The sequence below is a fragment of the Pseudophaeobacter arcticus DSM 23566 genome, from assembly GCF_000473205.1.
Lineage (GTDB): Bacteria > Pseudomonadota > Alphaproteobacteria > Rhodobacterales > Rhodobacteraceae > Pseudophaeobacter > Pseudophaeobacter arcticus.
In genome coordinates, this window is sequence record NZ_KI421507.1 from 1,122,750 (window position 1) to 1,143,813 (window position 21,064).

The 21,064-nt window shown below is 60.0% G+C and carries 21 protein-coding genes and 1 riboswitch; of the genes, 15 read left to right on the top strand and 6 right to left on the bottom strand.

The genetic code is table 11. From position 1 onward, the window contains the following. Positions 1-47 precede the first annotated feature (47 nt). Entirely contained in the window at positions 48-515 is a 468-nt protein-coding gene (locus ARCT_RS0109275) for an Lrp/AsnC family transcriptional regulator (protein ID WP_027239823.1), read from the top strand. 274 nt (positions 516-789) lie between these two features. Here ARCT_RS0109275 and ARCT_RS0109280 read toward each other — a convergent pair whose 3' ends face one another. Further along, positions 790-1,971 carry a cytochrome P450 gene (locus ARCT_RS0109280; protein WP_027239824.1) on the bottom strand — a complete coding sequence of 394 codons (1,182 nt, stop codon included), beginning with the start codon at positions 1,969-1,971 and terminating at the stop codon, positions 790-792. Between the two features lie 88 nt (positions 1,972-2,059). On the opposite strand from ARCT_RS0109280, the gene ARCT_RS0109285 reads away from it, so the two are divergent. The 5 genes from ARCT_RS0109285 to ARCT_RS0109305 all read left to right on the top strand — a co-directional run bounded on the left by ARCT_RS0109285 (position 2,060) and on the right by ARCT_RS0109305 (position 8,605). Beyond that, on the top strand, positions 2,060-3,817 hold the full coding sequence (locus tag ARCT_RS0109285) for a sensor histidine kinase (RefSeq protein WP_027239825.1): 1,758 nt from the start codon (positions 2,060-2,062) through the stop codon (positions 3,815-3,817). After that, the gene (locus ARCT_RS0109290; RefSeq protein ID WP_027239826.1) at positions 3,814-5,046 is read left to right on the top strand and encodes a sigma-54-dependent transcriptional regulator; all 1,233 of its coding nucleotides are present in this window, start codon (positions 3,814-3,816) and stop codon (positions 5,044-5,046) included. Before ARCT_RS0109285 ends, ARCT_RS0109290 begins: the two co-directional genes overlap by 4 nt. Positions 5,047-5,360: 314 nt before the next feature. Next, positions 5,361-6,362, top strand: coding sequence for a DctP family TRAP transporter solute-binding subunit (locus ARCT_RS0109295; RefSeq protein WP_027239827.1), 1,002 nt, complete (start codon positions 5,361-5,363; stop codon positions 6,360-6,362). A gap of 144 nt (positions 6,363-6,506) precedes the next feature. Beyond that, the gene (locus ARCT_RS0109300; RefSeq protein WP_027239828.1) at positions 6,507-7,187 is read left to right on the top strand and encodes a TRAP transporter small permease; all 681 of its coding nucleotides are present in this window, start codon (positions 6,507-6,509) and stop codon (positions 7,185-7,187) included. Further along, on the top strand, positions 7,187-8,605 hold the full coding sequence (locus tag ARCT_RS0109305; protein ID WP_027239829.1) for a TRAP transporter large permease: 1,419 nt from the start codon (positions 7,187-7,189) through the stop codon (positions 8,603-8,605). The genes ARCT_RS0109300 and ARCT_RS0109305 overlap by 1 nt, the downstream gene beginning before the upstream one ends. Before the next feature lie 221 nt (positions 8,606-8,826). Here the strand turns inward: ARCT_RS0109305 and tpiA are convergent, their stop codons facing one another. The 5 genes from tpiA to ARCT_RS27940 all read right to left on the bottom strand — a co-directional run bounded on the left by tpiA (position 8,827) and on the right by ARCT_RS27940 (position 12,308). Further along, positions 8,827-9,576, bottom strand: a complete 750-nt coding sequence (tpiA, locus tag ARCT_RS0109310; protein ID WP_027239830.1) for a triose-phosphate isomerase — start codon at positions 9,574-9,576, stop codon at positions 8,827-8,829. Between the two features lie 197 nt (positions 9,577-9,773). Continuing rightward, positions 9,774-10,133, bottom strand: coding sequence for a HesB/IscA family protein (locus ARCT_RS0109315; protein ID WP_027239831.1), 360 nt, complete (start codon positions 10,131-10,133; stop codon positions 9,774-9,776). A 134-nt stretch (positions 10,134-10,267) separates the two neighbouring features. Then, entirely contained in the window at positions 10,268-11,518 is a 1,251-nt protein-coding gene (locus ARCT_RS0109320) for a glycerophosphodiester phosphodiesterase family protein (protein ID WP_051360633.1), read from the bottom strand. 116 nt (positions 11,519-11,634) lie between these two features. Next, positions 11,635-11,997: an SUF system Fe-S cluster assembly protein gene (locus ARCT_RS0109325; protein ID WP_027239833.1), complete on the bottom strand. Its 363-nt coding sequence runs from the start codon at positions 11,995-11,997 to the stop codon at positions 11,635-11,637. A 152-nt stretch (positions 11,998-12,149) separates the two neighbouring features. Next, positions 12,150-12,308: a hypothetical protein gene (locus ARCT_RS27940; RefSeq protein ID WP_154665331.1), complete on the bottom strand. Its 159-nt coding sequence runs from the start codon at positions 12,306-12,308 to the stop codon at positions 12,150-12,152. Positions 12,309-12,315: 7 nt separating this feature from the next. Here ARCT_RS27940 and ARCT_RS0109335 point away from each other — a divergent pair, with 7 nt between their 5' ends. The 9 genes from ARCT_RS0109335 to ARCT_RS0109380 all read left to right on the top strand — a co-directional run bounded on the left by ARCT_RS0109335 (position 12,316) and on the right by ARCT_RS0109380 (position 21,063). Next, on the top strand, positions 12,316-13,155 hold the full coding sequence (locus tag ARCT_RS0109335; RefSeq protein ID WP_161631311.1) for a hypothetical protein: 840 nt from the start codon (positions 12,316-12,318) through the stop codon (positions 13,153-13,155). 337 nt (positions 13,156-13,492) lie between these two features. Next, positions 13,493-13,701: riboswitch (cobalamin riboswitch) on the top strand. A 160-nt stretch (positions 13,702-13,861) separates the two neighbouring features. Beyond that, positions 13,862-15,745, top strand: a complete 1,884-nt coding sequence (locus ARCT_RS0109345) for a TonB-dependent receptor plug domain-containing protein (protein WP_027239836.1) — start codon at positions 13,862-13,864, stop codon at positions 15,743-15,745. A 3-nt stretch (positions 15,746-15,748) separates the two neighbouring features. Further along, positions 15,749-16,603, top strand: coding sequence for an ABC transporter substrate-binding protein (locus ARCT_RS0109350; protein ID WP_027239837.1), 855 nt, complete (start codon positions 15,749-15,751; stop codon positions 16,601-16,603). After that, on the top strand, positions 16,600-17,583 hold the full coding sequence (locus ARCT_RS0109355) for a FecCD family ABC transporter permease (RefSeq protein WP_027239838.1): 984 nt from the start codon (positions 16,600-16,602) through the stop codon (positions 17,581-17,583). The genes ARCT_RS0109350 and ARCT_RS0109355 overlap by 4 nt, the downstream gene beginning before the upstream one ends. Then, a complete protein-coding gene (locus ARCT_RS0109360) occupies positions 17,580-18,335 on the top strand; it encodes an ABC transporter ATP-binding protein (RefSeq protein ID WP_027239839.1) in 756 nt (251 codons plus the stop codon). The genes ARCT_RS0109355 and ARCT_RS0109360 overlap by 4 nt, the downstream gene beginning before the upstream one ends. Further along, positions 18,335-18,994: an adenosylcobinamide amidohydrolase gene (locus ARCT_RS0109365; RefSeq protein WP_027239840.1), complete on the top strand. Its 660-nt coding sequence runs from the start codon at positions 18,335-18,337 to the stop codon at positions 18,992-18,994. Before ARCT_RS0109360 ends, ARCT_RS0109365 begins: the two co-directional genes overlap by 1 nt. Then, the gene (locus tag ARCT_RS25740) at positions 18,987-19,988 is read left to right on the top strand and encodes a DUF6925 family protein (protein ID WP_051360636.1); all 1,002 of its coding nucleotides are present in this window, start codon (positions 18,987-18,989) and stop codon (positions 19,986-19,988) included. The genes ARCT_RS0109365 and ARCT_RS25740 overlap by 8 nt, the downstream gene beginning before the upstream one ends. Before the next feature lie 56 nt (positions 19,989-20,044). Continuing rightward, positions 20,045-20,686 carry a MotA/TolQ/ExbB proton channel family protein gene (locus ARCT_RS25745; protein ID WP_036784690.1) on the top strand — a complete coding sequence of 214 codons (642 nt, stop codon included), beginning with the start codon at positions 20,045-20,047 and terminating at the stop codon, positions 20,684-20,686. Beyond that, positions 20,683-21,063, top strand: coding sequence for an ExbD/TolR family protein (locus ARCT_RS0109380; RefSeq protein WP_027239841.1), 381 nt, complete (start codon positions 20,683-20,685; stop codon positions 21,061-21,063). The genes ARCT_RS25745 and ARCT_RS0109380 overlap by 4 nt, the downstream gene beginning before the upstream one ends. The last annotated feature ends 1 nt before the right edge of the window (position 21,064 follow it).

The window sequence follows — 21,064 nt, forward strand, 5'->3', positions numbered from 1 at the left end:
TGCGGCAAAGCCGGATAGAATGGTCCTGAAACAGAGGGAATTTGAGAATGACAGTGCGGATCGATGCGACGGACCGGAAAATTCTGGCGGAGCTGCAGCGCGATGCGGGGCAATCGCTGGATGAAATTGCCCGTCAGGTGGGCAGTTCCAAGACACCTGTGTGGAATCGGATCCGCAAATTGCGCGAGGCCGGGGTGATTGGTCAGCAGACCGTGGTGCTGGACGCAGAGGCGCTGGGATTTGAGGCCTGTTTCTTTGTGCTGATCCGCACCTCAGAGCACGAGGCGGATTGGCAGGCCAAGTTTCTGAAGGCGCTACGCGACCGCCCGGAAGTACAAGAGGCGCACCGGCTGGCGGGGGATATCGACTATATCCTCAAGGTGCGGGTGCAAAACGCCCGGGCCTATGATGTGTTCTATCAGGCCCTGATCTCGGAGGTGAAGGTGCATAATGTGACGGCGCTTTTGTCGATGGAGGAGATCAAATCCACCACCATGCTGCCTCTTGAGAGCTAACCCCTGCCAAAAGGAGCGCTACCGCGCGCCTATTTCTGCCTGTGGCGCCGCGACACAGAACGCGGGCCCTGCTGGTTTGGGCCCTGCTGGTTTGGGCTGGGTGGTGTGGGTCTGTCGAGACGCACGTCAGGGGCTGCTGCGCCCCTGAAGCGCCTGATCACTTTTTCTGGGTCCGGGTGCGTCAAGGACAGGCCGCGCATCGCGCGCGGGGAGACCGGGGAGGCCGGGGTGGCCTTGGCTCTCCCTGACCCAAAAGTTGACCCGAGAAGCGGCGTTAGCGCGTCACCCGCAGCGCGCTGAGCCCGTGGAAATGGTAGCTGTTGCTGTAGCGCGGTTCTGCGGCGAGTTTCAGATCGGGGCAGCGCTGAAACAGAATGGGCAGGGCGATCTGCATTTCCAGCCTTGCCAGTGGCGCGCCGACGCAGAAATGCAGCCCGCCGCCAAAGGACATATTTGTGCGGGCCGGGCGGCTGGGATCAAAGATTTCGGCCTGGTCTTCGGCGGCAGGATCCCGGTTGGCCGAGGCCAGCAGCAGCGCCACCTGATCACCGCGTTGGAAGGTATGGCCCATGACCTCTGCCTCTTCATAGGCATAGCGGGTGAACATATGCAAAGGCGGGTCAAAGCGCAGGATCTCTTCGACCAGGTTGTCAATGCCATCTGCGGTCAACCAGGCCGGATCCCAGCCCTGCTGCAACAGGGTTTTGACGCCATTTCCCAGGGCGTGCACCGTGGCTTCGTGGCCTGCGTTGAGCAACAGGATACAGGTGCCGATCAGCTCATCATTGCTGAGCTTGTCGCCTTGTTCCTCGGCTGCAATCAGCCGCGTTATCAGGTCATCTGCGGGCTCAGAGCGGCGTTGCTGCACATAGTCGGCCAGAAACGCGGTGAACTCCTGCGCAGCCCTGGCAGCGGCCTGCTCGGTCTCTTTGGTTCTGGCGGCCTGATACATGGCCACCATATCGTGGGACCAGGCCAGCAGGTGTGGCGCCATGTCGGTGGGCACGCCAAGCAGGCGGCAGATGGTGATCACTGGCACCTGGGTGCAATAGGCGGAGAGAAGGTCAAAGGGCGTGTCGGGGAAGGCATCAATCAGGCTGTGGCAAAGCGCGCTAATCCCGGCTTGCTGTGCCTTGATCTCGCGGGAGGTGAAAGCGCGCATCACCAGTTTGCGCAAGCGGGTATGGCGGGGCGGCTCTGCCTCCAGCATGGAATGGGCTTCGACCGCGAGGAAGGGGGCAAGGTGCGGTGGTGCGGTTGTGGCCAGTTCCGGCGGTATCTCACGGCCAAAACGGCAATCACGCAGGATCATATGGACGGCGGCGCGGCGAAAGGCGGCTATCATGGCGTAGTCCTGCCAATAGGCCAGACCGGCCTCGGCGCGGGCGCTTTGATAAAAGCGGTAGGGGTCTTGCACAAAGGCGGGATCGGTCGGGGATTGGTGGACTGTTTTCATCGCCTGACTTTGCCTTCATGGCTGGTCTTTGCAAGGTCAGTCTTGCTAGACTGGAAAAAAACTCTGGGTCAAAAGAAAGCGACAACTTATGCAAAGATGGCCGTTGCTGCTGGGGGGGGCTCTTGCAGTATCTTGTATAGTCGGCGCGACCTGGATTTACGGCTACCGTCAGGCGCTTGATTCCCTGGCAGAGCGCAGCGTTGCGGACCTTGCCTTGGCCTCGGATCGGGTCAGCACCCAGTTGCAGATCTATCAAGAGCTTGCGGTGCTGGTCGCGGATCATCCGGTTTTGGAACAGCTGGAGAGTGAGGCGGAACGGCAGGCCGCGCAGCGGGTGTTGCGTGGCATTGCAGACAAGACCTCGGCTTTGGATGTGTTTTATGCGGATACTCGCGGGGAGGTTCTGGTCGCTGCTGCTGGGGGCACTGGGGGCGATATCGCCACTGCGGGGTATTTCCGGCGCGCCATGCAGGGGGCGCTGGGGGTTGGCTCGGATGTGTTGGCTGAAAACGGGCGCCGCGCCTATTTTTATGCAGCCCCCAACTTTGCGCCAGACACCGGGGTGTCCGGGGTGCTGGTGGTGGTTGCCGATGTCGAGGACGTGGAGCAGACCTGGCGGGGCTCGCTGCCTGCGGTGTTTTTCACCAATGACCAGGGCGAGGTCTTCATCTCCAACCGGCCTGAACTGTTGTTCTGGCAGCAGGGCGGTGAGGAGGAGGCCAGTTCCGTCCTGACGGGATCAAACCTGGAATATCAGGTTTCCCGCGTTGCCGGGTATGACATCTGGAAGCTGTCGGGGAACACCTATCTGCCGCGCCGGGCCCTGCATTTGTCGGTGGAGCTGCCTGTCATTGGCTTGACCGGACAGATCCTGGTCGATGTGGCCCCGGCCCGCAGGTTGGCCTTGCTGCAGGCGGCGGCGCTGGCGGCGCTGTGTCTGGCCTTTGGAACCTTTCTGTTCCTGACCATGGAGCGCCGCCGCAGCCTGGCAGAGGCCAATGCGGTTTTGGAAAGCCGGGTTGAAACCCGCACCCGAGCGCTGCAATCCACCAACAGCCAGCTGCGCCGTGAAGTCAGCGAACGCGAAGATGCGGAGGCGGCGCTGAAAAAGGCGCAGGAAGAGCTGGTGCAGGCGGGCAAGCTTTCGGCCTTGGGACAGATGTCTGCGGGGATCAGCCATGAGCTGAACCAGCCGCTGATGGCGATCCAGCAATTTGCTGAAAATGGCGATGCCTTCTTGCAGCGCGGTCAGATTGACCGGGTTGGTGAAAACCTGTCGCGCATTGCAGGCATGTCGGCGCGCATGGCGCGGATCATCAAAAACCTGCGGGCCTTTTCGCGCAATGAGAACGAGCCGATGGCGCGGGTGGATCTGGTGCAGGTGATCAATACCGCTGTGGAGCTGACGGCCTCACGTCTGGAGACCGACGCGGTGACGCTCAGCTGGAGCCCGCCTATGGAGGATGAGCCGATCTATGCCTGGGGTGGAGAAGTGCGGCTGACCCAGGTTTTTGTCAATCTTATCAACAATGCGGCTGATGCGATGTTGGGTCAGGACAGCCGTGCGATCACCATAACCCTGGAAGCCGGAGAAACTCTGGAGGCCGGAGACCGGCTTGCGGTGGTGGTGTCTGACATTGGCCCGGGTATCAAAGAGCCGGAAAAGATGTTTGATCCGTTTTACTCGACCAAGGTGGTGAGCAGCTCTGAGGGGATGGGCCTGGGGCTGTCGATCTCATATGGGTTGTTGCAGAGCTTTGGTGGCAATATCCACGGCAGAAACGGCACACGCGGTGCCGTGTTCACTGTAGAGCTGGACCGCTGGAACGAGGATGTCGCGATATGACCCGTAAAGTCCTGGTTGTTGATGACGATGCCGCCCTGCGCGAGGCGCTGGCGCAGACCCTGGAGCTGAATGATCTGGAGCCAATTACTGCGGGTTCTTTTGTGGCGGCAAAGGATCTGATCACGCCCGAGTTCGAAGGGGTGATCCTGTCCGATATCCGGATGCCGGGGCGGGATGGGTTTCATCTGCTGGACTACGTGCGCGGCATTGATGACGACCTGCCGGTGATCCTGTTGACCGGTGAGGGGGATATTCCCATGGCGGTCAAGGCGATGTCGCGCGGTGCCTTTGGGTTTCTGGAAAAACCCTGTGTCACTGCGGATCTGCTGGCAACCCTGCAGCGGGCGCGCAAAACCCGCCATCTGGTGCTGGAAAACCGTGATTTTAAACAGCAGTTGGAAGAAGGCGATCCGGCGGCCCGCATGTTGTTTGGCACCTCCCGGCAATCTGATGAGCTGCGGGCGCGGGTGCGCGCCGTGGCACCCACCACGGCTGAAGTTTTGGTGGCGGGGCCAGCCGGCAGCGGCATTTCCAAGGTGGCGGAGGTGATCCACCTGATGTCGCCGCGCGCCCAGGCTCCCTTTGTCAAATCCCCATCCGCGGGGTTGAGCGCGGCTGATCTGCAGGACCTTTGCCAGCAGGCGGCCGGCGGATCGCTGTTCCTGGATGAGATTTCAGCCCTCTCGGAGGCGCTGCAATACGCGGTGCTGGAATGGATCGAACAGGGGGGCGAGACGCGGCTGATTGCAGGCAGCACCGCTGATCTGGCAGCGCTTGTTGCGGCGGGCAGTTTTGGCGCGGATCTGTATTACCGGCTCGAAGGCATGCGGGTGCGCATCCCGTCGCTGGCCGAGCGCCCCGGCGATATCCCGGTGCTGTTCCGGCTTTATGTGGCCCAGGCGGCGGAACAGGCCGGGATTGAGGCGCCACAGATCAGCCAGGAGCACCTGGCGGCCTTGATGGCGCAGGACTGGCCGGGCAATGCGCGCTCGCTGATGTCAGCGGCCATGCGGTTTGTTCTGGGTATGCCGGATGAAGTCAGCGGTGGAACCGATCTGGGCCTGGCAGAGCAAATGGCCCAGGTGGAACGCTCGTTGTTGATCGCTGCTTTGGGGCGTCAGAACGGCAGGGCGGCGGCAGCGGCTGAGGCGCTGAAACTGCCGCGCAAAACCTTTTATGACAAACTGGCCCGCTATGGCATCCGCCCAGAGGACTATCGGCGCGGCTGATCTCGCCCCGCTCAAACGTGGCCGCACCCGCAAGTTCGCCAGCCCGCAGCGGGCGATTCCTGGACGGTATAGGCGATGGCGCCTTGTGCGGTTTTCCGCACAAGGCTGGTAATCCCTGTGCGAGATTTCGCACAACCCTGTAGGGTTCTCATGGGGGATCTGTTGCGAGTTTCAAGTAACCATCTGTGAAATATGTAAAAGATTTCAATTTAAGATGACTTGAAAACAAATCTTGAGCTGAGCTGCGCAACTGGCAATCCTTGGGCGAGGCTTCTGCCATGGCAGGAGACATGACGAAATCTGGGAGGATTGATATGAAATTTGTAACCGCTGCAGCCACTGCGATGGCCCTGACAGTAACCGCAGGCGCCGCAAGTGCCACCTGCGATGACGGCGAAATCGTTGTCAAATTCAGCCATGTAACCAACACGGACAAGCACCCCAAAGGGATTGCCGCCTCCTTGCTGGAACAGCGCATCAACGATGAAATGAATGGCATCATGTGCCTGGAAGTCTACCCGAACTCGACGCTCTATAACGACAACAAGGTGCTTGAAGCCATGTTGCAGGGCGATGTGCAGCTGGCGGCTCCGTCGCTGTCCAAGTTCGAGAAATTCACCAAGGAATTCCGCCTCTTTGATCTGCCCTTCATGTTCAAGAACATTGATGCGGTTGACGAATTCCAGGCCTCGCCCAATGGGCAGGCTCTGCTGGACAGCATGCAGCGCCGCGGCCTGCAGGGGCTGGCCTATTGGCACAATGGCATGAAGCAGATGTCGGCGAACCGGCCCCTGGTCGCGCCCACGGATGCCAATGGCCTGAAATTCCGCGTTCAGTCCTCTGACGTGCTGGTGGCGCAGATGGAAGCCATTGGTGGCTCGCCCCAGAAGATGGCCTTCTCCGAAGTCTACGGAGCTCTGCAGCAGGGTGTTGTCGATGGTCAGGAAAACACCTGGTCCAACATCTATGGCAAGAAGTTCTTTGAAGTGCAGGACGGTGTCACCGAAACCAACCACGGCATTATCGACTATCTGGTGGTGACCAATGTTGACTGGCTGGAAAGCCTGGAGCCAGCGGTTCGTGAGCAGTTCCTGCAGATCCTTGGGGAAGTGACCCAGACCCGCAACGCCGAATCCACGCAGGTCAACAACGACGCCAAGGCCGCCATTATCGCAGCCGGCGGCGAAGTCCGCACCCTGGATGCAGCACAGCGTCAGGTCTGGGTTGAAACCATGATGCCGGTCTGGGAACAGTTCGCCGGTGATGTGGGTCAGGATAAGATCGACGCGGCGCAGGCGATCAACGCCAATCACTAAGTGATTGGATCAAATAGGCGGCGCCGCCCTGCAGGCGGGCCGCATCTGGGGGATGATCCGTTGTGATCAGGCCCCCGGGTTTTCAGGCGGCGTGGGGATCCGCCGCCTGAGCTTTTCTTTCTCAACATCATCGGGGTAACCACTATGTCGGGGGCAAGAACCGGCCTGTCCGGGTTTATCAACACATTGGAGGAGACGCTGATTGCGTTGCTTCTGGGGCTGATGACGCTGATTACATTTGCCAATGTGATCGCGCGTTTTTTCCTTAACTCCAATATTCTATGGGCGCTGGAACTGACGGTCTTCCTGTTTGCCTGGCTGGTGCTTTTGGGGGCGTCTTATGCAGTAAAGACCCATAGCCACCTGGGCGTGGATGCCATCGTCAATATCCTGTCACCGCCCGCACGCCGAATTGTTGCGCTTGTTGCTGTGGGCTGTTGTCTGCTGTTTTCCCTGCTGCTGCTGAAAGGCGCCTATGACTATTGGGCGGTGTTTGCGGATCTGCCGCCAACCTCGGGGCGTTGGTTTCCAACCGGGTTTGATATGACGGCGCGCAGCCAGAGCTTTTATGAGGTGCAGGATGTGCCGATGGTCGGCCTCTTCCGGTTCCTGGAAGAGCTGGTCAACTACGGCGATTCTTATGAAAAACTGCCCAAGGTGGTGCCCTATGTGGTGTTGCCCCTGTCGATGGGGTTGCTGGTGATCCGTTTTGCCCAGGCCCTGGTGCAGGTGTGGCGCGGAAAGGCGGACCGGCTGGTGGCCAGCCACGAGGTCGAAGATGAGTTGGACGAGGCCCGGGCCCGCGCCACCGAGGGAGAAAACTGATGGATGTGATTTTCCTCTTTGCCATGGTGGTGGGGCTGATGCTGATCGGGGTGCCGATTGCCATCTCGCTGGGTCTCAGCTCGGTATTGTTTTTGCTGATCTATTCCGACAGTTCGCTGGCGAGTGTTGCTGGTACTCTGTTTGAAGCCTTTGAGGGACATTTTACCCTGCTGGCCATTCCGTTTTTCATTCTGGCCTCTACCTTCATGTCCACTGGCGGCGTGGCGCAGCGGATCATTCGCTTTTCCATCGCCTGCGTCGGCCATTTTCAGGGCGGCCTGGCCATTGCCGGTGTTTTTGCCTGCATGATGTTTGCAGCCCTGTCCGGCTCGTCGCCCGCGACAGTTGTGGCGATTGGCTCCATCGTCATCGCGGCGATGCGCCAGGCGGGCTATACCAAGGAGTTTGCTGCCGGGGTGATCTGTAATGCCGGCACTCTGGGCATCCTGATCCCGCCCTCGATTGTCATGGTGGTCTATGCCGCTTCGGTGGATGTCTCGGTGGGGCGGATGTTCCTGGCGGGCATCATTCCGGGCCTTCTGGCCGGTGTCATGCTGATGGTGACGATCTATGTGATCGCGCGGATCAAGAACATGCCCAAGGGCAACTGGGCCGGTTGGGGCGAAGTTGGCGCCTCTTTCCGGGAGGCCTTTTGGGGCTTGTTCTTGATCGTGATCATCATGGTGGGTATCTATGGCTACCCTTGGTATTCGGCGGAGCTGGGGCTTTACAAGGAAGACGCCATCTTTACCCCAACCGAAGCAGCGGCTGTGGCCTCGGTCTATGCGTTTTTTGTTGCCACCTTTGTATACCGCGATATGGGGCCGCTGGCCGCAACCGAGCGGACCTCGCGTCGTTCGGTGTTGCAGGCGCCCCTGGCTTTGCTGACGGTCTGGGGGCATAAGGACACCAAGAAGGCGCTGTTTGATGCCGGTAAGCTGACAGTGACACTGATGTTTGTTATCGCCAATGCGCTGATCCTGAAACATGTTCTGACCGATGAACAGGTGCCGCAGCATATCGCCAATGCGATGCTGTCAGCAGGTTTTGGTCCGGTGATGTTCCTGGTGGTGGTCAATGTGATCCTGCTCATCGGCGGTCAGTTCATGGAGCCTTCCGGGCTACTTGTGATCGTGGCGCCGCTGGTCTTTCCCATTGCCATCGAGCTGGGCATTGACCCGATCCATCTGGGCATCATCATGGTGGTGAACATGGAAATCGGCATGATCACCCCGCCGGTGGGCCTGAACCTCTTTGTCACCTCAGGGGTGGCGGGAATGCCGATGATGTCGGTGGTGCGGGCGGCTTTGCCCTTCCTCGCGGTGCTTTTTGTCTTCCTCATCATGGTGACATATATTCCCTGGCTGAGCACCTTGATCCCCAATGCGCTGATGGGGCCTGAGATTATCACCAACTGAGATTATCACCAACTAGGGGCTCGGCTCCAGGTGAAACAAAAAACGCCCCGGATTTTGTCCGGGGCGTTTTTTTGGGGGGTGAGGGGAGAGCAGCCCCTGCGCCCGCCTGTGCGTTTAGGGGCTCTGCCCCTGCGCCCGCCTGTGCGTTTTGGGGGCTCTGCCCCCGCGCCTCAAGGGGCGCTCCCCCGGGATATTTGGGGCCAAATGAAAAGGGGGTGGGCCTAGCTGGCGTCGAGGGCTGCGATGATGGGGGAGAAATCTGCGGATTTCAGGCTGGCGCCGCCAACGAGGGCGCCATCGACGTTGGAGGTGGCAAAGATTTCAGCGGCATTGCCCGGTTTCACCGAACCACCATAGAGCAGGCGGGTGGCAGCGGCCATTTCGGCGCCGAACCTTGTGGTGAGGGCATGGCGCAGGAAATCATGGACTTCGGCAATTTGGTCCAGGCTTGGCACTTTGCCGGTGCCAATGGCCCAGACCGGTTCATAGGCGATGACGGTGTTCTGGCCGGTGGCGCCGTCAGGCAGGGAGGCGGCGAGCTGGCTGCCGACAACCTTGAGGGTGTCCCCGGTTTCGCGTTCCGCCAGGGTTTCGCCAAGGCAGACAATGGCGGTGAGACCGGCGCTCCAGGCGGATTTTGTTTTTGCGGCAACCGTTTTGCTGGTCTCATTGTGGTCGGCGCGGCGCTCGGAATGGCCAAGGATGACAGCCGTCGCACCTGCGTCTTTGAGCATCTCAGACGACAGGTCGCCGGTATGGGCGCCGGAAGAGGCGGCGTGGCAATCCTGACCACCAATGGCGAGGGAGCTATCGGCGGCAATTTCGGCAGCACGGGACAACAGCGTGGCGGGGGGGCAGATCAACAGCTCCGATTTGGCTGCGTGTTGCGCCTGTATCAGGGTCTCAAGCTCTGCCAGGGCTGCGCCTGTGCCGTTCATCTTCCAATTGCCCGCTGCCATTTTCTGCCGCATCTGTCGCTCCCCTGGTCAAAATCTGGCCAAGTGGTAGCACCGGGGGCAGGGCGGGGCAATCGGCCAAAGGTCTGGTGGTGAGGCCTGTGACGCTTTGCCTAGGAGGTCCGCCCCTGTCGGAAGCGGGCAGGCAGATGAGAGCAGTTTTTCAGGGGCGGTTAGACAGGGCAGTTAGACAGGGCAGTTAGACAGGGCTGTCAGAGGTTTGGGACATCTTTGAAGCTGATGGATTCGCCACAGCCACAGGCCTCTGACACATTGGGATTGTTGAACTTGAAGGCGCTTTCCAACAGCGATGTCTCATAGTCGATTTCGGTGCCAAAGAGGAACATCTGCGCCATCGGGGCGATCAGCACCTTTGCGCCGTCCTGTTCGACCACCTCGTCGTTCTTATCCGGCTCGTCGACATATTCCATCGTATATTCCATCCCCGCACAGCCGCCCTTTTTGACGCCGATGCGCAGCCCTGCGTGGCCACCGCTGGTCATCAGCTTGGTGATCTGGGCCGCAGCCCGGGGGGTGATTGTCACAGCCTGTTTGCCGGGAATGCCGAACATGAGTGTCTCCAATGCGCGCGTTATACCCTATTTAGGCCCGCGAGGGGGCAGGCTCAAGAGGCAGTAGGGGGCAAAACGGGCCGCAGGGGAAATGCGGCCCGTGTAATCCAGTGCACAGAGGGGCTTAAAGCGGCTTAAAGCCCCATGCAGTTGGCGTAGTAGGTGACCGTTGCAGGCCAGTCAGAGAAGATGCCCTCGATCTCGACATCCTGGGCCAGAACATCGAGGATTTCATAATAGCTGGAGGCATTGCTGATGGCGGGTTGCACGCTCTGGAAGTACCAGCCGCCACCTGTGGTCAGCGGGCCGGAGCGCTCCAGGGTCCAGGTGATCAGCTTGAGCCCGGCGGCCTTGGCCTCTTTGGCATAGGGGGATGGCACCATTTTGCCATCCTCAAGGGTCACCAGGAGCCACATGGGAGGGGCGATGTAGTTCACGCCCATATCCGCCAGTTCCTGCATCGAGGGGCTGAAGCTGTTGGGATCCATTGGATCCAGCGGCGTCGCATCGCTGTAGCGCCCATCCAGATAGACGGCCTGCTTGCCAAATGCGGGCTCGTTCTGGATCCAGTATTTCACCACCTCCAGGTCAAAGCTCTGGGCCCAGACATCCGTGGCGGGGATATCGGCGGCCTTGTAGTCGTCGATCATCTTCTGGGCGTAGGCCTCCAGCGTGAAACCGTTGAAAGGCATCTCAACCGAGGGGGATTTGAGCTCTGGGGTGAATTTGGCGCCGAGAGATTTGAACAGGGCGATGGATTCCGCATGGGTCATCGCGGTGGCCCCATCCGCATATTGGGTGCTGCGCCAGGAGGGCGTGCCACCCTGCGAGGCTGCCGCGGTGGTTGCCGTCTTGTCAAAGCTTTCCATCTTGGGCGTCAGGCTGCGAAACTGCGCCAGGGTGATCTCTGAGCTGCGGCATTCAGCCGATGCGGGGGTGGAGCCGCTGGCCGGGGAGAAAGGGGTGATGCAGGTTTCAGCCAGATCGGTGGTCAGGATATTGGTGGTGCTGTGCAGATCGTTTTGCGCATGGCGGCAGATCAGTTCCAGATCCTTGGTAAAGGTCACGTCGCATTCCAGAATGCCGGCCCCCATCTGCGCGGCGGCGACATTGGACTGTACGGTATGTTCGGGGAACATCAGGGGGGCACCCCGGTGGCCGATCGAAAAATCACTGCGGGCGGGCTGCTGCGCCGCACAGGACTGCAGTTTAGATTTCAAGGCCCCTTCGGGCAGCTTTTCGATCAGATAGGCGGGGCGGGGGCCATAGCTGAGAGTGGCCTCAGAAGCATTGGCTGCTGGTGCGAAACCGGCAGATCCAAGGGTGAGAGCGGTGAGCGACAGGGTGAGAGACTGGCTGAGAGACTGGGCAAGGGCGTTGCGCAATGGAATTCTCCAAAGAAGTTGATTTTCAAAAGAGAAATCGCGGCGAAAGGTAAAACCTTTGCCGCGATCCGATGAAGCTTTTGTGACCTCTTTGACGCAGAGACGCCAAAATGGATTTACATGAAGCCAAGCTCTAGGCGGGCCTCGTCTGACATCATCTCCATTCCCCAGGGCGGCTCCCAGGTGATGTCAACATCGACGGATTTAACACCTGGCACCGGCGAGATCGCGTCAACAATCCAGCCTGGCATCTCACCGGCGACGGGGCAGCCGGGCGCGGTGAGGGTCATGATGATCTGCACGTCGTTTTCATCAGAGATGTCGATGGTGTAGATCAGGCCCAGCTCATAGATATTGACCGGAATTTCAGGGTCGTAGACTGAACGACAGGCCTCTACGATCTGATCGAAAAGCGGGTGTTCAACGGAAGACGGCGCAATCAGCGGCGTACCTTCAAGCGGTTCGGAAGCGTTGGTCATGTCGATCCCTGACAGTTAATCCGACTGTTTATATAGGGAAACTGTGGGTGGAGGTCCAGAGGGCGCGAAAGAAAGCCGGTAGTTGGAGCTGGAGACACCAGGAACAGACATTTGAGCTGGCAGCACCAATGGCGGCTTTGCGGACGGAGCGGCTATTCACCGCCAAGGCTGCTTTCGGTCCGGTGTACGAGGGGACCTTTCTCTGGACCGACAAAGGCCATGGCTCCGACGACGCCATCCACTTCTATGCCTTCGAATTGATCGACCAACCGGATGGTGTGGACATAAAGCGGCTTATGAATGACACTCATCTAAAGGTTGAGAGTTACATTACCGCCGGGAAAAGATATTGGGAGGTATCAAGGGACTATGGGGAGAAACAGAAAAACGAAATTCGAAAGCGTTCTGGATTTTTCGCGTGTTTTGGCTCCTGAAAACTTCCCTCACGATAGCCTGAGATTCATAGAATCGAAGCTGAGAAGTATCGAAATGTTAGCCTATGATTTGCCAAAGTTGGCGGACGCTCATTTTGGCCAGGAGTTCACGCGTACAGATGAAAACCCGGAGATTGAGATATACAATACAATCTTTCAGGTTAGGATTGCGAGTTCCTGCGAGTCTTTGTGTAGCTCAGTTTACGGCGCTGGCGAGATAGCAGCAAAGTTTATTGGGCCGAGGTTGCACCCGCAACGACCAAGTGACTTTAGGGGGCTAAAGGAACGCTTGAAGACCGGGGATTTGGAAAGTTATGGACTGCACCCGATACTCTTCGACTTTGAAAGGCATGAGACAATATTAGCCGTTCGTAGCGAAACCTCGCACTACTCATCGGTATTTGTTGCTATGCCAGATTCTGAACGAAAGACATTGTGCTTCAAAACTCTCAGTGAGGATATGAAGGGTATTGAAAGCTCTGAGATATCGCTGGAGGAATTTGTTTCCGGTGCACTCGCATCAGTTGATAACATCAAGCGTCTGATATGTATCGTTTTCGATAACGTCATATTTCCTAAGCTAGACCTAAGCAGAATGATACGGGGCAATGTAGATCGAGACAGTCGTGGCATGCCCATCGTCAAAAACGGTAGAATGACACCACTGCCAGATGTCTCTGTAAGAGACCATATTTTGCGGTCTGGCTTAGGGCATCTGCTTTAATCACTTGCAGCTGTATGTGAAGGCGCAGACAAAAGCCGTGGTTTCTGTTCCGCTCTACGCTCCGCTTCACACCAGCACATTTGCTTAGACAGAACCCCGGGGCCAAACCTCAGAGGTTATGGGGGGTGGTTCACTGTCGGGAGCGCCCGTTCGCCACATCAAGCGATGAACCGCCGCCGAAGCCCAGGATACCCATCACCCCGGCCACGCGTCCGGATTCCACTGCCTGCAGGAGCGTTTCACGAGCCTGCATTCCGGCGCCCCAAAACCTCACCGTGAAGCTCTTTTCCAGCGAGCTGATTCGAACTCCCTTCTTGACAGACCTGCCAAGGCCTGACTAAGTCGCGAGCATTCTGGTCCGGCTGGGAGACCACCCGGATAATAGGGAACACGGTGAGGTGTAGCCAACAGGCGCCGAATCCGTGACTGCCCCCGCAACTGTGAGCGGAGAGCACTGCTGCAACAAGCCACTGCCCCATGGGGTGGGAAGGCGTAGCAAGGCCTCGACCCGCGAGTCAGGAGACCTGCCAGAATGATCACCCTGTCCGGGTGCGGGACGCGCCAAGGACAACGGACTTCCGTAGTGGTGGCAATTTTCACCGTCTGCGGGGGCATTGCCTCACGAAGACTCTCATTTTGACCTTGCTGTCCGCTCTGGGCAGCAGCTTGGCCTATGCTGTGTCATCAGGCCGGGAGGAATAGAACTATGCGCAAGGCACGCCTGTCCTTGGCTGCGGCTTTGGCCGCGACCCCCGCTATTGCATTGGCCCAAGACTCTGAAGTTACCGATCTGGGCGAGATCATCATCTCTGGTGGCTTCACCCCCATTGAGGCCCAAAGATACGGCCGCTCGGCCTCGGTTCTTACCAGCGAAGAAATTCAGGAGCGCGGCATCACCACCGTCCAGGACGCCCTGCGGGCAGTGCCCGGCCTGATGGTCAACGGCTCCGGCGACAGTTTCACTCAAATCCGCATTCGCGGCGGTGAAGCCAACCACACCCTGATCCTGATTGATGGCGTCGAGGCCTCCGGCGGGGATAGCGAATATATCCTGTCCGGTCTGGACACCGCTAACATCGAACGCATTGAGGTGCTGCGGGGGCCACAATCGGTGTTTTATGGCTCCAATGCATCGGCCGGGGTGATCAACATCATTACCAAGACCGGCGGCATCGGCACCGAATATGGTGGCGGCGCCGAGATCGGATCTGACGGCTACCGCGCCTCTGCACGGGTATCCACACGCTCCGCGCGTGGTGGTCTCTCCTTCAGTCTCGCCCACGACCAAGACGATGGCTACGACACCTCCGGCGATGGCGGCGAAAAAGATGGCATGCGCCGCACGACGCTGCAGTTGAAAGGCGACTATCTGGTCACGCAACGATTGCAGCTCGGCTTCAACCTCCGTACCTCGGATGAGCGCTACGACAGCGACAGCACCTCCTTCACAGCGACCGATGCGGCCAGCTATGTTGTGGACGATCCAACCCAATTCAGCGAGCGGGACGAGCGCCTGGCACAGATCTATGCCGAGCTGGACACCCTGGGTGGTCGTTTGAAACATCGCCTGTCTTTTGAGCGCACCGATTTTGACCGCGCCAGCAATGGTGGCACCGCAACCGAGACCAAGACCGAAGCAGCCAAATATCTACTCAGCTTTGGTCTGGATGGGCAGCCTGTCGATCAGGCCAATCACCAGCTAAACGCGATGCTGGAATGGGAAGAGGAATCCAGCAGCAGCAATCCGCTTTATGCACGCAGAACCAACTCATTTGCCTTCGAGTACCGTGGCAGCTTTGCCAATGGCCTGGATCTACAACTTGGTGTGCGGCGCGACAACAACAGCGCTTTTGAGGATGCAACCAGCTGGACGGCGAGCGCCTCATACACCTTTGCAGGCAGCGGCGTGCGTTTGCATGGCTCGGCAGGAACCGGCATCGTAAACCCCTCCTATTTCGAACTTTTTGCCAATTCTACTTTTGGCACCACCACATATCTCGGCAATCCGAACCTGAAACCGGAAGAAAACCGCAGTTTTGACATTGGTGTCGAGGTCCCGTTCCTGCAGGGGCGCGGGTTGGTTGACGTGACCTATTTTGATGAGACCCTGACGGGTGAGATCGAAAGCTATGTGGTGAACCCCACCACCACATCCTACCGTAACCAGGCGGGTGACAGTGACCGAAAGGGCGTCGAACTTTCGGCAAGCCTCGACGCCACCGATACCCTCGATTTGCGTCTGTCCTACACCTATCTGGACGCCACCAATCCCGATGGCTCCGTCGAGATCCGCCGCCCAGAGCACGAGCTGTTGCTGAGCGCGACCCTGCAGGCCTTTAATGGCCGTGGCTCCGTAACGGCTGACCTCCGCCATGTGGCCGGCAATTGGGACAGCCAGTTCTTTGGCTCCTATGCCACCGCCCAACTACCAGACTACACCACCGTGGATCTATCGGCCCAGTATGAGCTAACAAACAACGTGGTATTGACAGGCCGTGTCACCAACCTGTTTGACGAGGATTACGCGGATGTCTGGGGCTATGCCAAGCGCGGCCGTGCCGCCTATATCGGCGTAAAGGCCTCGTTCTGATCCATGCGCAAACTGCCCGGAATAGCACTGGCCCTGTTTTGGGCCGCCACTGGCGCCTTTGCCGGGCCCGCGCGCGTGGTTTCAATGAACCTCTGCACGGATCAGCTGGCCATGCTGCTGGCGGCCCCCGGGCAGCTGGCCTCGGTTTCCTATATCGCCCGCGACAAGCGTGCCTCGGCCATGGCGGACACAGCCATGGCCTATCCGGTCAATCATGGTCAGGCAGAAGAAATCTACCTGATCAAGCCCGATCTGGTCATCGCCGGTGCCTATTCAACACGGGCAACAACCGACATGCTGCAACGTCTTGGACTGCGCGTTGAGGTCTTCCAACCCGCCAACTCCCTACAGGATGTACGCAATCGCATCCGCGAAATGGGCGAGGTCCTGCAGCGGCAGGAGGCCGCCGCAGACTTGCTGTCGGAGTTTGAGGCGCAGCTTACAGACCTTCTGCCAGAGCCCGAGCCCGAGCCAGAGCCTGGGCCGCAGCCGCGTGCCGCGCTTTATGCCGCCAACAGCTATACCTCCGGTCCAAAAACCCTGGCTGGCCAAATCCTCGAGGCGGCGGGGCTTGGCAATATTGCTGCCGAGCTTGGCTATGAGCGTTCTGGAAAACTACCGCTGGAGGTGCTGGCCATGGCGCAGCCAGACCTGCTGGTTGCAACCTCCCCCTATCCGCGTGCCGCGCGCAGTGAGGAAAACCTGGCCCACCCCGTGGTGCGTCAACTGATGTCCCATGCTGCCTCTGGCCAGATGCGTGATGCGGATTGGGTCTGCGGCACGCCGCATGTGCTGCGCGCCATAGAAAAGCTGGCTCAGGAACGCCGCCATTTGCTGGAAAAGGAAAGCCTGGAATGACTCGATTGATGCTCTTGCTTTTTGCCACAGTTGTGGCGCTGTTCCTGATCTCGCTTTCTCTGGGCCCTGCAGATGTGGGAATGGGGGACAGCCTGGCGGCGTTGTTTGATGACAGCTATGGCCCCTTGACCTTGGTGATGCAGGAGATCCGGCTGCCCCGCGCCATTCTGGCCGTTGTCATTGGTGGTGGGCTTGGCCTGGCCGGAGCCGCAATGCAGGGCTATCTGCGCAACCCGCTGGCTGAACCGGGCCTGATCGGGGTGTCCTCCTCGGCAGCCCTGGGGGCGGTGCTGGCCATCAACACCGGGCTGGCGGCTGCGTTGACACTGGCTTTGCCGCTGGCAGCCCTGGCGGGTGCCCTCGCAGGCGTCTTTTTGGTGATGGCCCTGGCCGGGCCACAGGGCGGGTCCTTGTCGCTGATCCTGGCGGGCATTGCGATCTCGGCGATGGCGGCGGCGCTTACCTCGCTGGTCTTGAACCTGTCGCCCAATCCCTTTGCCGCCAATGAGATCGTGTTCTGGATGATGGGATCGCTGGCCGACCGATCAATGGTGCATGTCTGGCTGGTGCTGCCTTTTGTTGCTGTCGGCGCTGCAATCCTGCTGACCCTGGCGCGTGGCCTGGACGCGCTGACGCTGGGCGAAGATGCGGCGCAGACTCTGGGGCTGAACCTGAACCGGCTGCGGCTCTTGCTGGTCATCGGCAGTGCCAGCATTGTCGGCGGTGCCACGGCAGTCGCCGGAGCCATCGGCTTTATTGGGCTGGTCGTGCCGCATATCCTGCGCCCCTTTGTGGGCGGGCAGCCCTCGCGGCTGCTCTGGGCCTCAGGACTGGGTGGTGCCGTTATGCTGCAATTGGCGGATATCGCGGTGCGGGTGATCCTGCCCGCGCGCGACCTGAAACTCGGCGTGGTCACCGCTTTGGTAGGAGCGCCGTTGTTTCTGCATCTGATCTACAAGACACGGAAGGGGCTGGCATGAGCCTGCTATCCGTTCAGAACCTGTCTGTGACACTGCGCAGCCGCCCGGTGATCCGGGATGTGTCTTTTGAGATCAAACCAGGCGAGTTTGTTGGCCTGCTTGGCCCCAATGGCACCGGCAAGACCAGCCTGATGCGCGCCGCCCTTGGGCTGCTGCCCGCAACCGGGCACAGTTCGCTGGCCGAGATGAACACCTCAGCGCGTGCCAGGGCGGTCTCCTGGATGCCGCAATCGCGCGAGATCGCCTGGCCGATCCCGGTGGAGCGGCTGGTCGCTCTTGGTCGCTTGCCGCATCTGCCACAGGGGCTGCGGCTGCCGCCCACAGACCGGGCGCTTGTCGATCAGGCAATCACCCGGATGGGGCTGGATCGCTTCCGCCAGCGCGCCGCCTCCCGTCTGTCCGGCGGCGAACAGGCGCGCGCCCTGATTGCCCGCGCCCTGGCCCAGGACACGCCGCTGTTGATGGCGGATGAACCTGCAGCCGGGCTGGACCCGGCGCATCAGATCTCCACCATGGAGGTCTTTGCCGCGCTTGCCGACGAGGGCCGCTCGGCCCTGGTTTCCCTGCATGATCTGGGGTTGGCGGCCCGCCACTGCACCCGGCTGATCCTGCTGGCGGAGGGGGGGATGCTGGCTGATGGTACACCTGCCCAGGTGCTGACGCCGGGTCTGATGGCGCGCGCTTTTGGCATCTCGGTCTGGCATCAAAACACTGCGCAGGGCCCAGTTTTTCAGCCGCTGGAGGTGCTGTGATGGGCCGCGTCACCCTGCAACGCCCCTGGATCGAGTTTGACCTGGGCAAGAATATGCAAGTGCTGAGCTGGGCGGTGAATCGCCCCGGTTTTGTCACCGCCCGCCGCATTCTCTGGCGTGAGGTCCGCAACAGCGATCTGCCTCCCGAACTGGAAGTTGAGGAGTGGTTTTCAAGCGAGCTATCCGCGCGCGGCAGCCAAGAAGCCGTGGCTTTTCTCACCTCGCGCGACGTCCGTCACTATTGCGAATCCCGGGTCGAGGTGGGGAGCATTTGTGCCCATGCCGTTGCCACCGTCGGCCTTTCCAATGCCGAGCGCGTGGGCAGCCGGGTCGATTACTCTGGCCGCAACTGGGGCACCATAAATGTGGCATTGCATCTGTCCGAAGGCATGACCCAGCCCGGGTTGATCGAGGCCATGAGCATCGCCGTACAGGCCCGCACCGCCGCCGTGATGGAGGCCGCTATTGCCCTACCCAATGGCGTAGCTACGGGCACCGGCACCGATTGTCTCGCCATCGCGGCCCCGGCCGGAGCGACCCCCTACGCCGGGCTGCACACCGCCATTGGAGAAGCGGTCGGAAAGGCCGTTTACCAGGCCGTCCATCGCGGCGCTCTGGACTGGAAATCAACCAACAGCAGGAGGGCAGACCATGCCTGAACTTCAACAGATCTTGAAAACCGCACTGATGCACGAAGACTGCGGCTGGAACATGGGGTCTTTTGGGGCCATAGGCGAATTCCACCATGTCTATGGCGATTCGGCGCCAGCGGATCATGCCGGGCTGATGCAGCTCACCAGTCGCGGCGGCGTCCGTATTGACAGACTGTCAGGGGTGCGCCCGGTGGCCTATGAAACCCTCAGCCCCAAGCCCCATCGCTGGACCCAGGCGGTCTCTTTGTGCTTGCCAAAAGAGGATGCGGCAATGCACCAGCGCGACGTGTTGACGGCACTTGGCCCTGACACCGACGCCCTGCGTGCGGAAGATCGCGGAGCCAAGCTCTTTGATATGGGGCTGGGCCAGTATCAGGCGGATTTTTGCATCCGTACTGCCGATCCCGAGCTTCTGGCGGTATTGAACCAAAACGCGGGGCGGTCGCTCTTTGAACAGGGAAATCCGGCGATGGGGGCCATTCTGAAAGCCCATCCACATCGCGTGGTGCTGACCCAGATCGGTCGCGTCGAAGTCTATCAGATGATCGGAGGCCCTGACACCGGGGGCAAATCCCCTGAAGGGCCACACACACATGTGCTGCCCAAGCTCCTGAAGGCGGACCGCACCCATTCCGCCAACACGCCGATCCCGGAAGGCTGGGTGCCCTGCTGCGGCATACATCCCGAAAACCCGGTCATTGGTCGCCTTGGCGAAGACAAGCCCTTCAACCGCTCCGCCTTTGACGCTTTTCAAGAGCTGCTGGGCGACTGGGGCGCCCAAGATTACTGTCAGGGCAAAACTGCGGTTTGGGAATTGCTGCAGTCAGGAACGCCCGCTGAAGGCGCCGAAGAGCCACAAAGCCGCGAAGGCCGGGCTGGCTGGCGCAATGGGATCCGTCAGTGGCGGGTGCTGCATGGCTCCAACAGCCTGACAGAGGACTATGCCGTTCGGTTTGACCGAGGTGCCGATCAGACCGAACCGGAAAACCCAGGCCACTAAATTCGAGGCCACTAAAACCCAGGCCACTAAAACCCAGGCCACAAACGGAGACTGCCATGTCCTTTGCCCCTCTTTTTGAATTTATGGCGCGCGGTGGACCCGCACTTTGGGTGATCGCGGCCCTCTCGGTCCTCACCCTGTCCCTCTTGCTGTGGCGGGTGGCAGAGCTGATGCAGGCAGGCCTCTGGCGCAGATCACAGGCCGAAGCCTGGTTGGACCTCTGGCGCAGGGGCGAGGCGGCTCCAATCAGTACCGCGCAGACGCCGCGGGATCGGGTGACGCTGGCTGCGATGCAGGCCGTACTGACGCCAGCATTCAGTACAGAGATGGCGGAAAAAGAAGTCACACGCATTGCCAAGGCTGAGTTGACCTTCCTGCGCCGGGGGCTGCGTCCTTTGGAACTGATCGCCACCATTGCACCTCTGGTCGGCCTGCTCGGAACTGTTTTAGGCATGATCGGCGCCTTCCAGGCTCTGCAGGTCAGCGGCAGCGGTGCCGATCCTTCGGTACTGGCTGGCGGGATCTGGGAAGCGCTATTGACCACGGCTGCGGGTATGGCGGTGGCCATTCCCGCCTCGGCACTGGTGTCCTGGGTGGAGGGTGTGACCGAGCGCGAACAGGCCGCCATGGAAGATCTGGCGATCCGGGTCTTCACCAGCACTGCCACCCGCCCGATCCTGCAGCAGGCAGCAGAATGACGCTGACCTTTGGACCACCCAGAGCAAAGAAACGCCTGAGCCTCGCACCAATGATCGACGTCGTTTTCCTGCTCCTGGTGTTTTTCATGCTGGCCTCGCAGTTCGGCCACGACCAAGCAGTGCCGCTGGCAATGGCGGGCGGTAGCGCGGCCTATTCAGGCCCGCCGCGTTTGGTTCTGGTGACGGCTGACGGGCTTCGGCTGAACGGAATTCCGGTGGAAACAGAAGCCTTGGTAGAACAGATGTCCAGGCTCGCCCGTGAGAGATCCGATGTAATCCTCCTGCAACCAGGTGCCGACGCCTCGCTGCAGCAGCTGATGGATGTGGCCGGAGCGCTGACCAAGGCCGGTTTTTCCCAGCTCGTGGTCATGGAGTGAG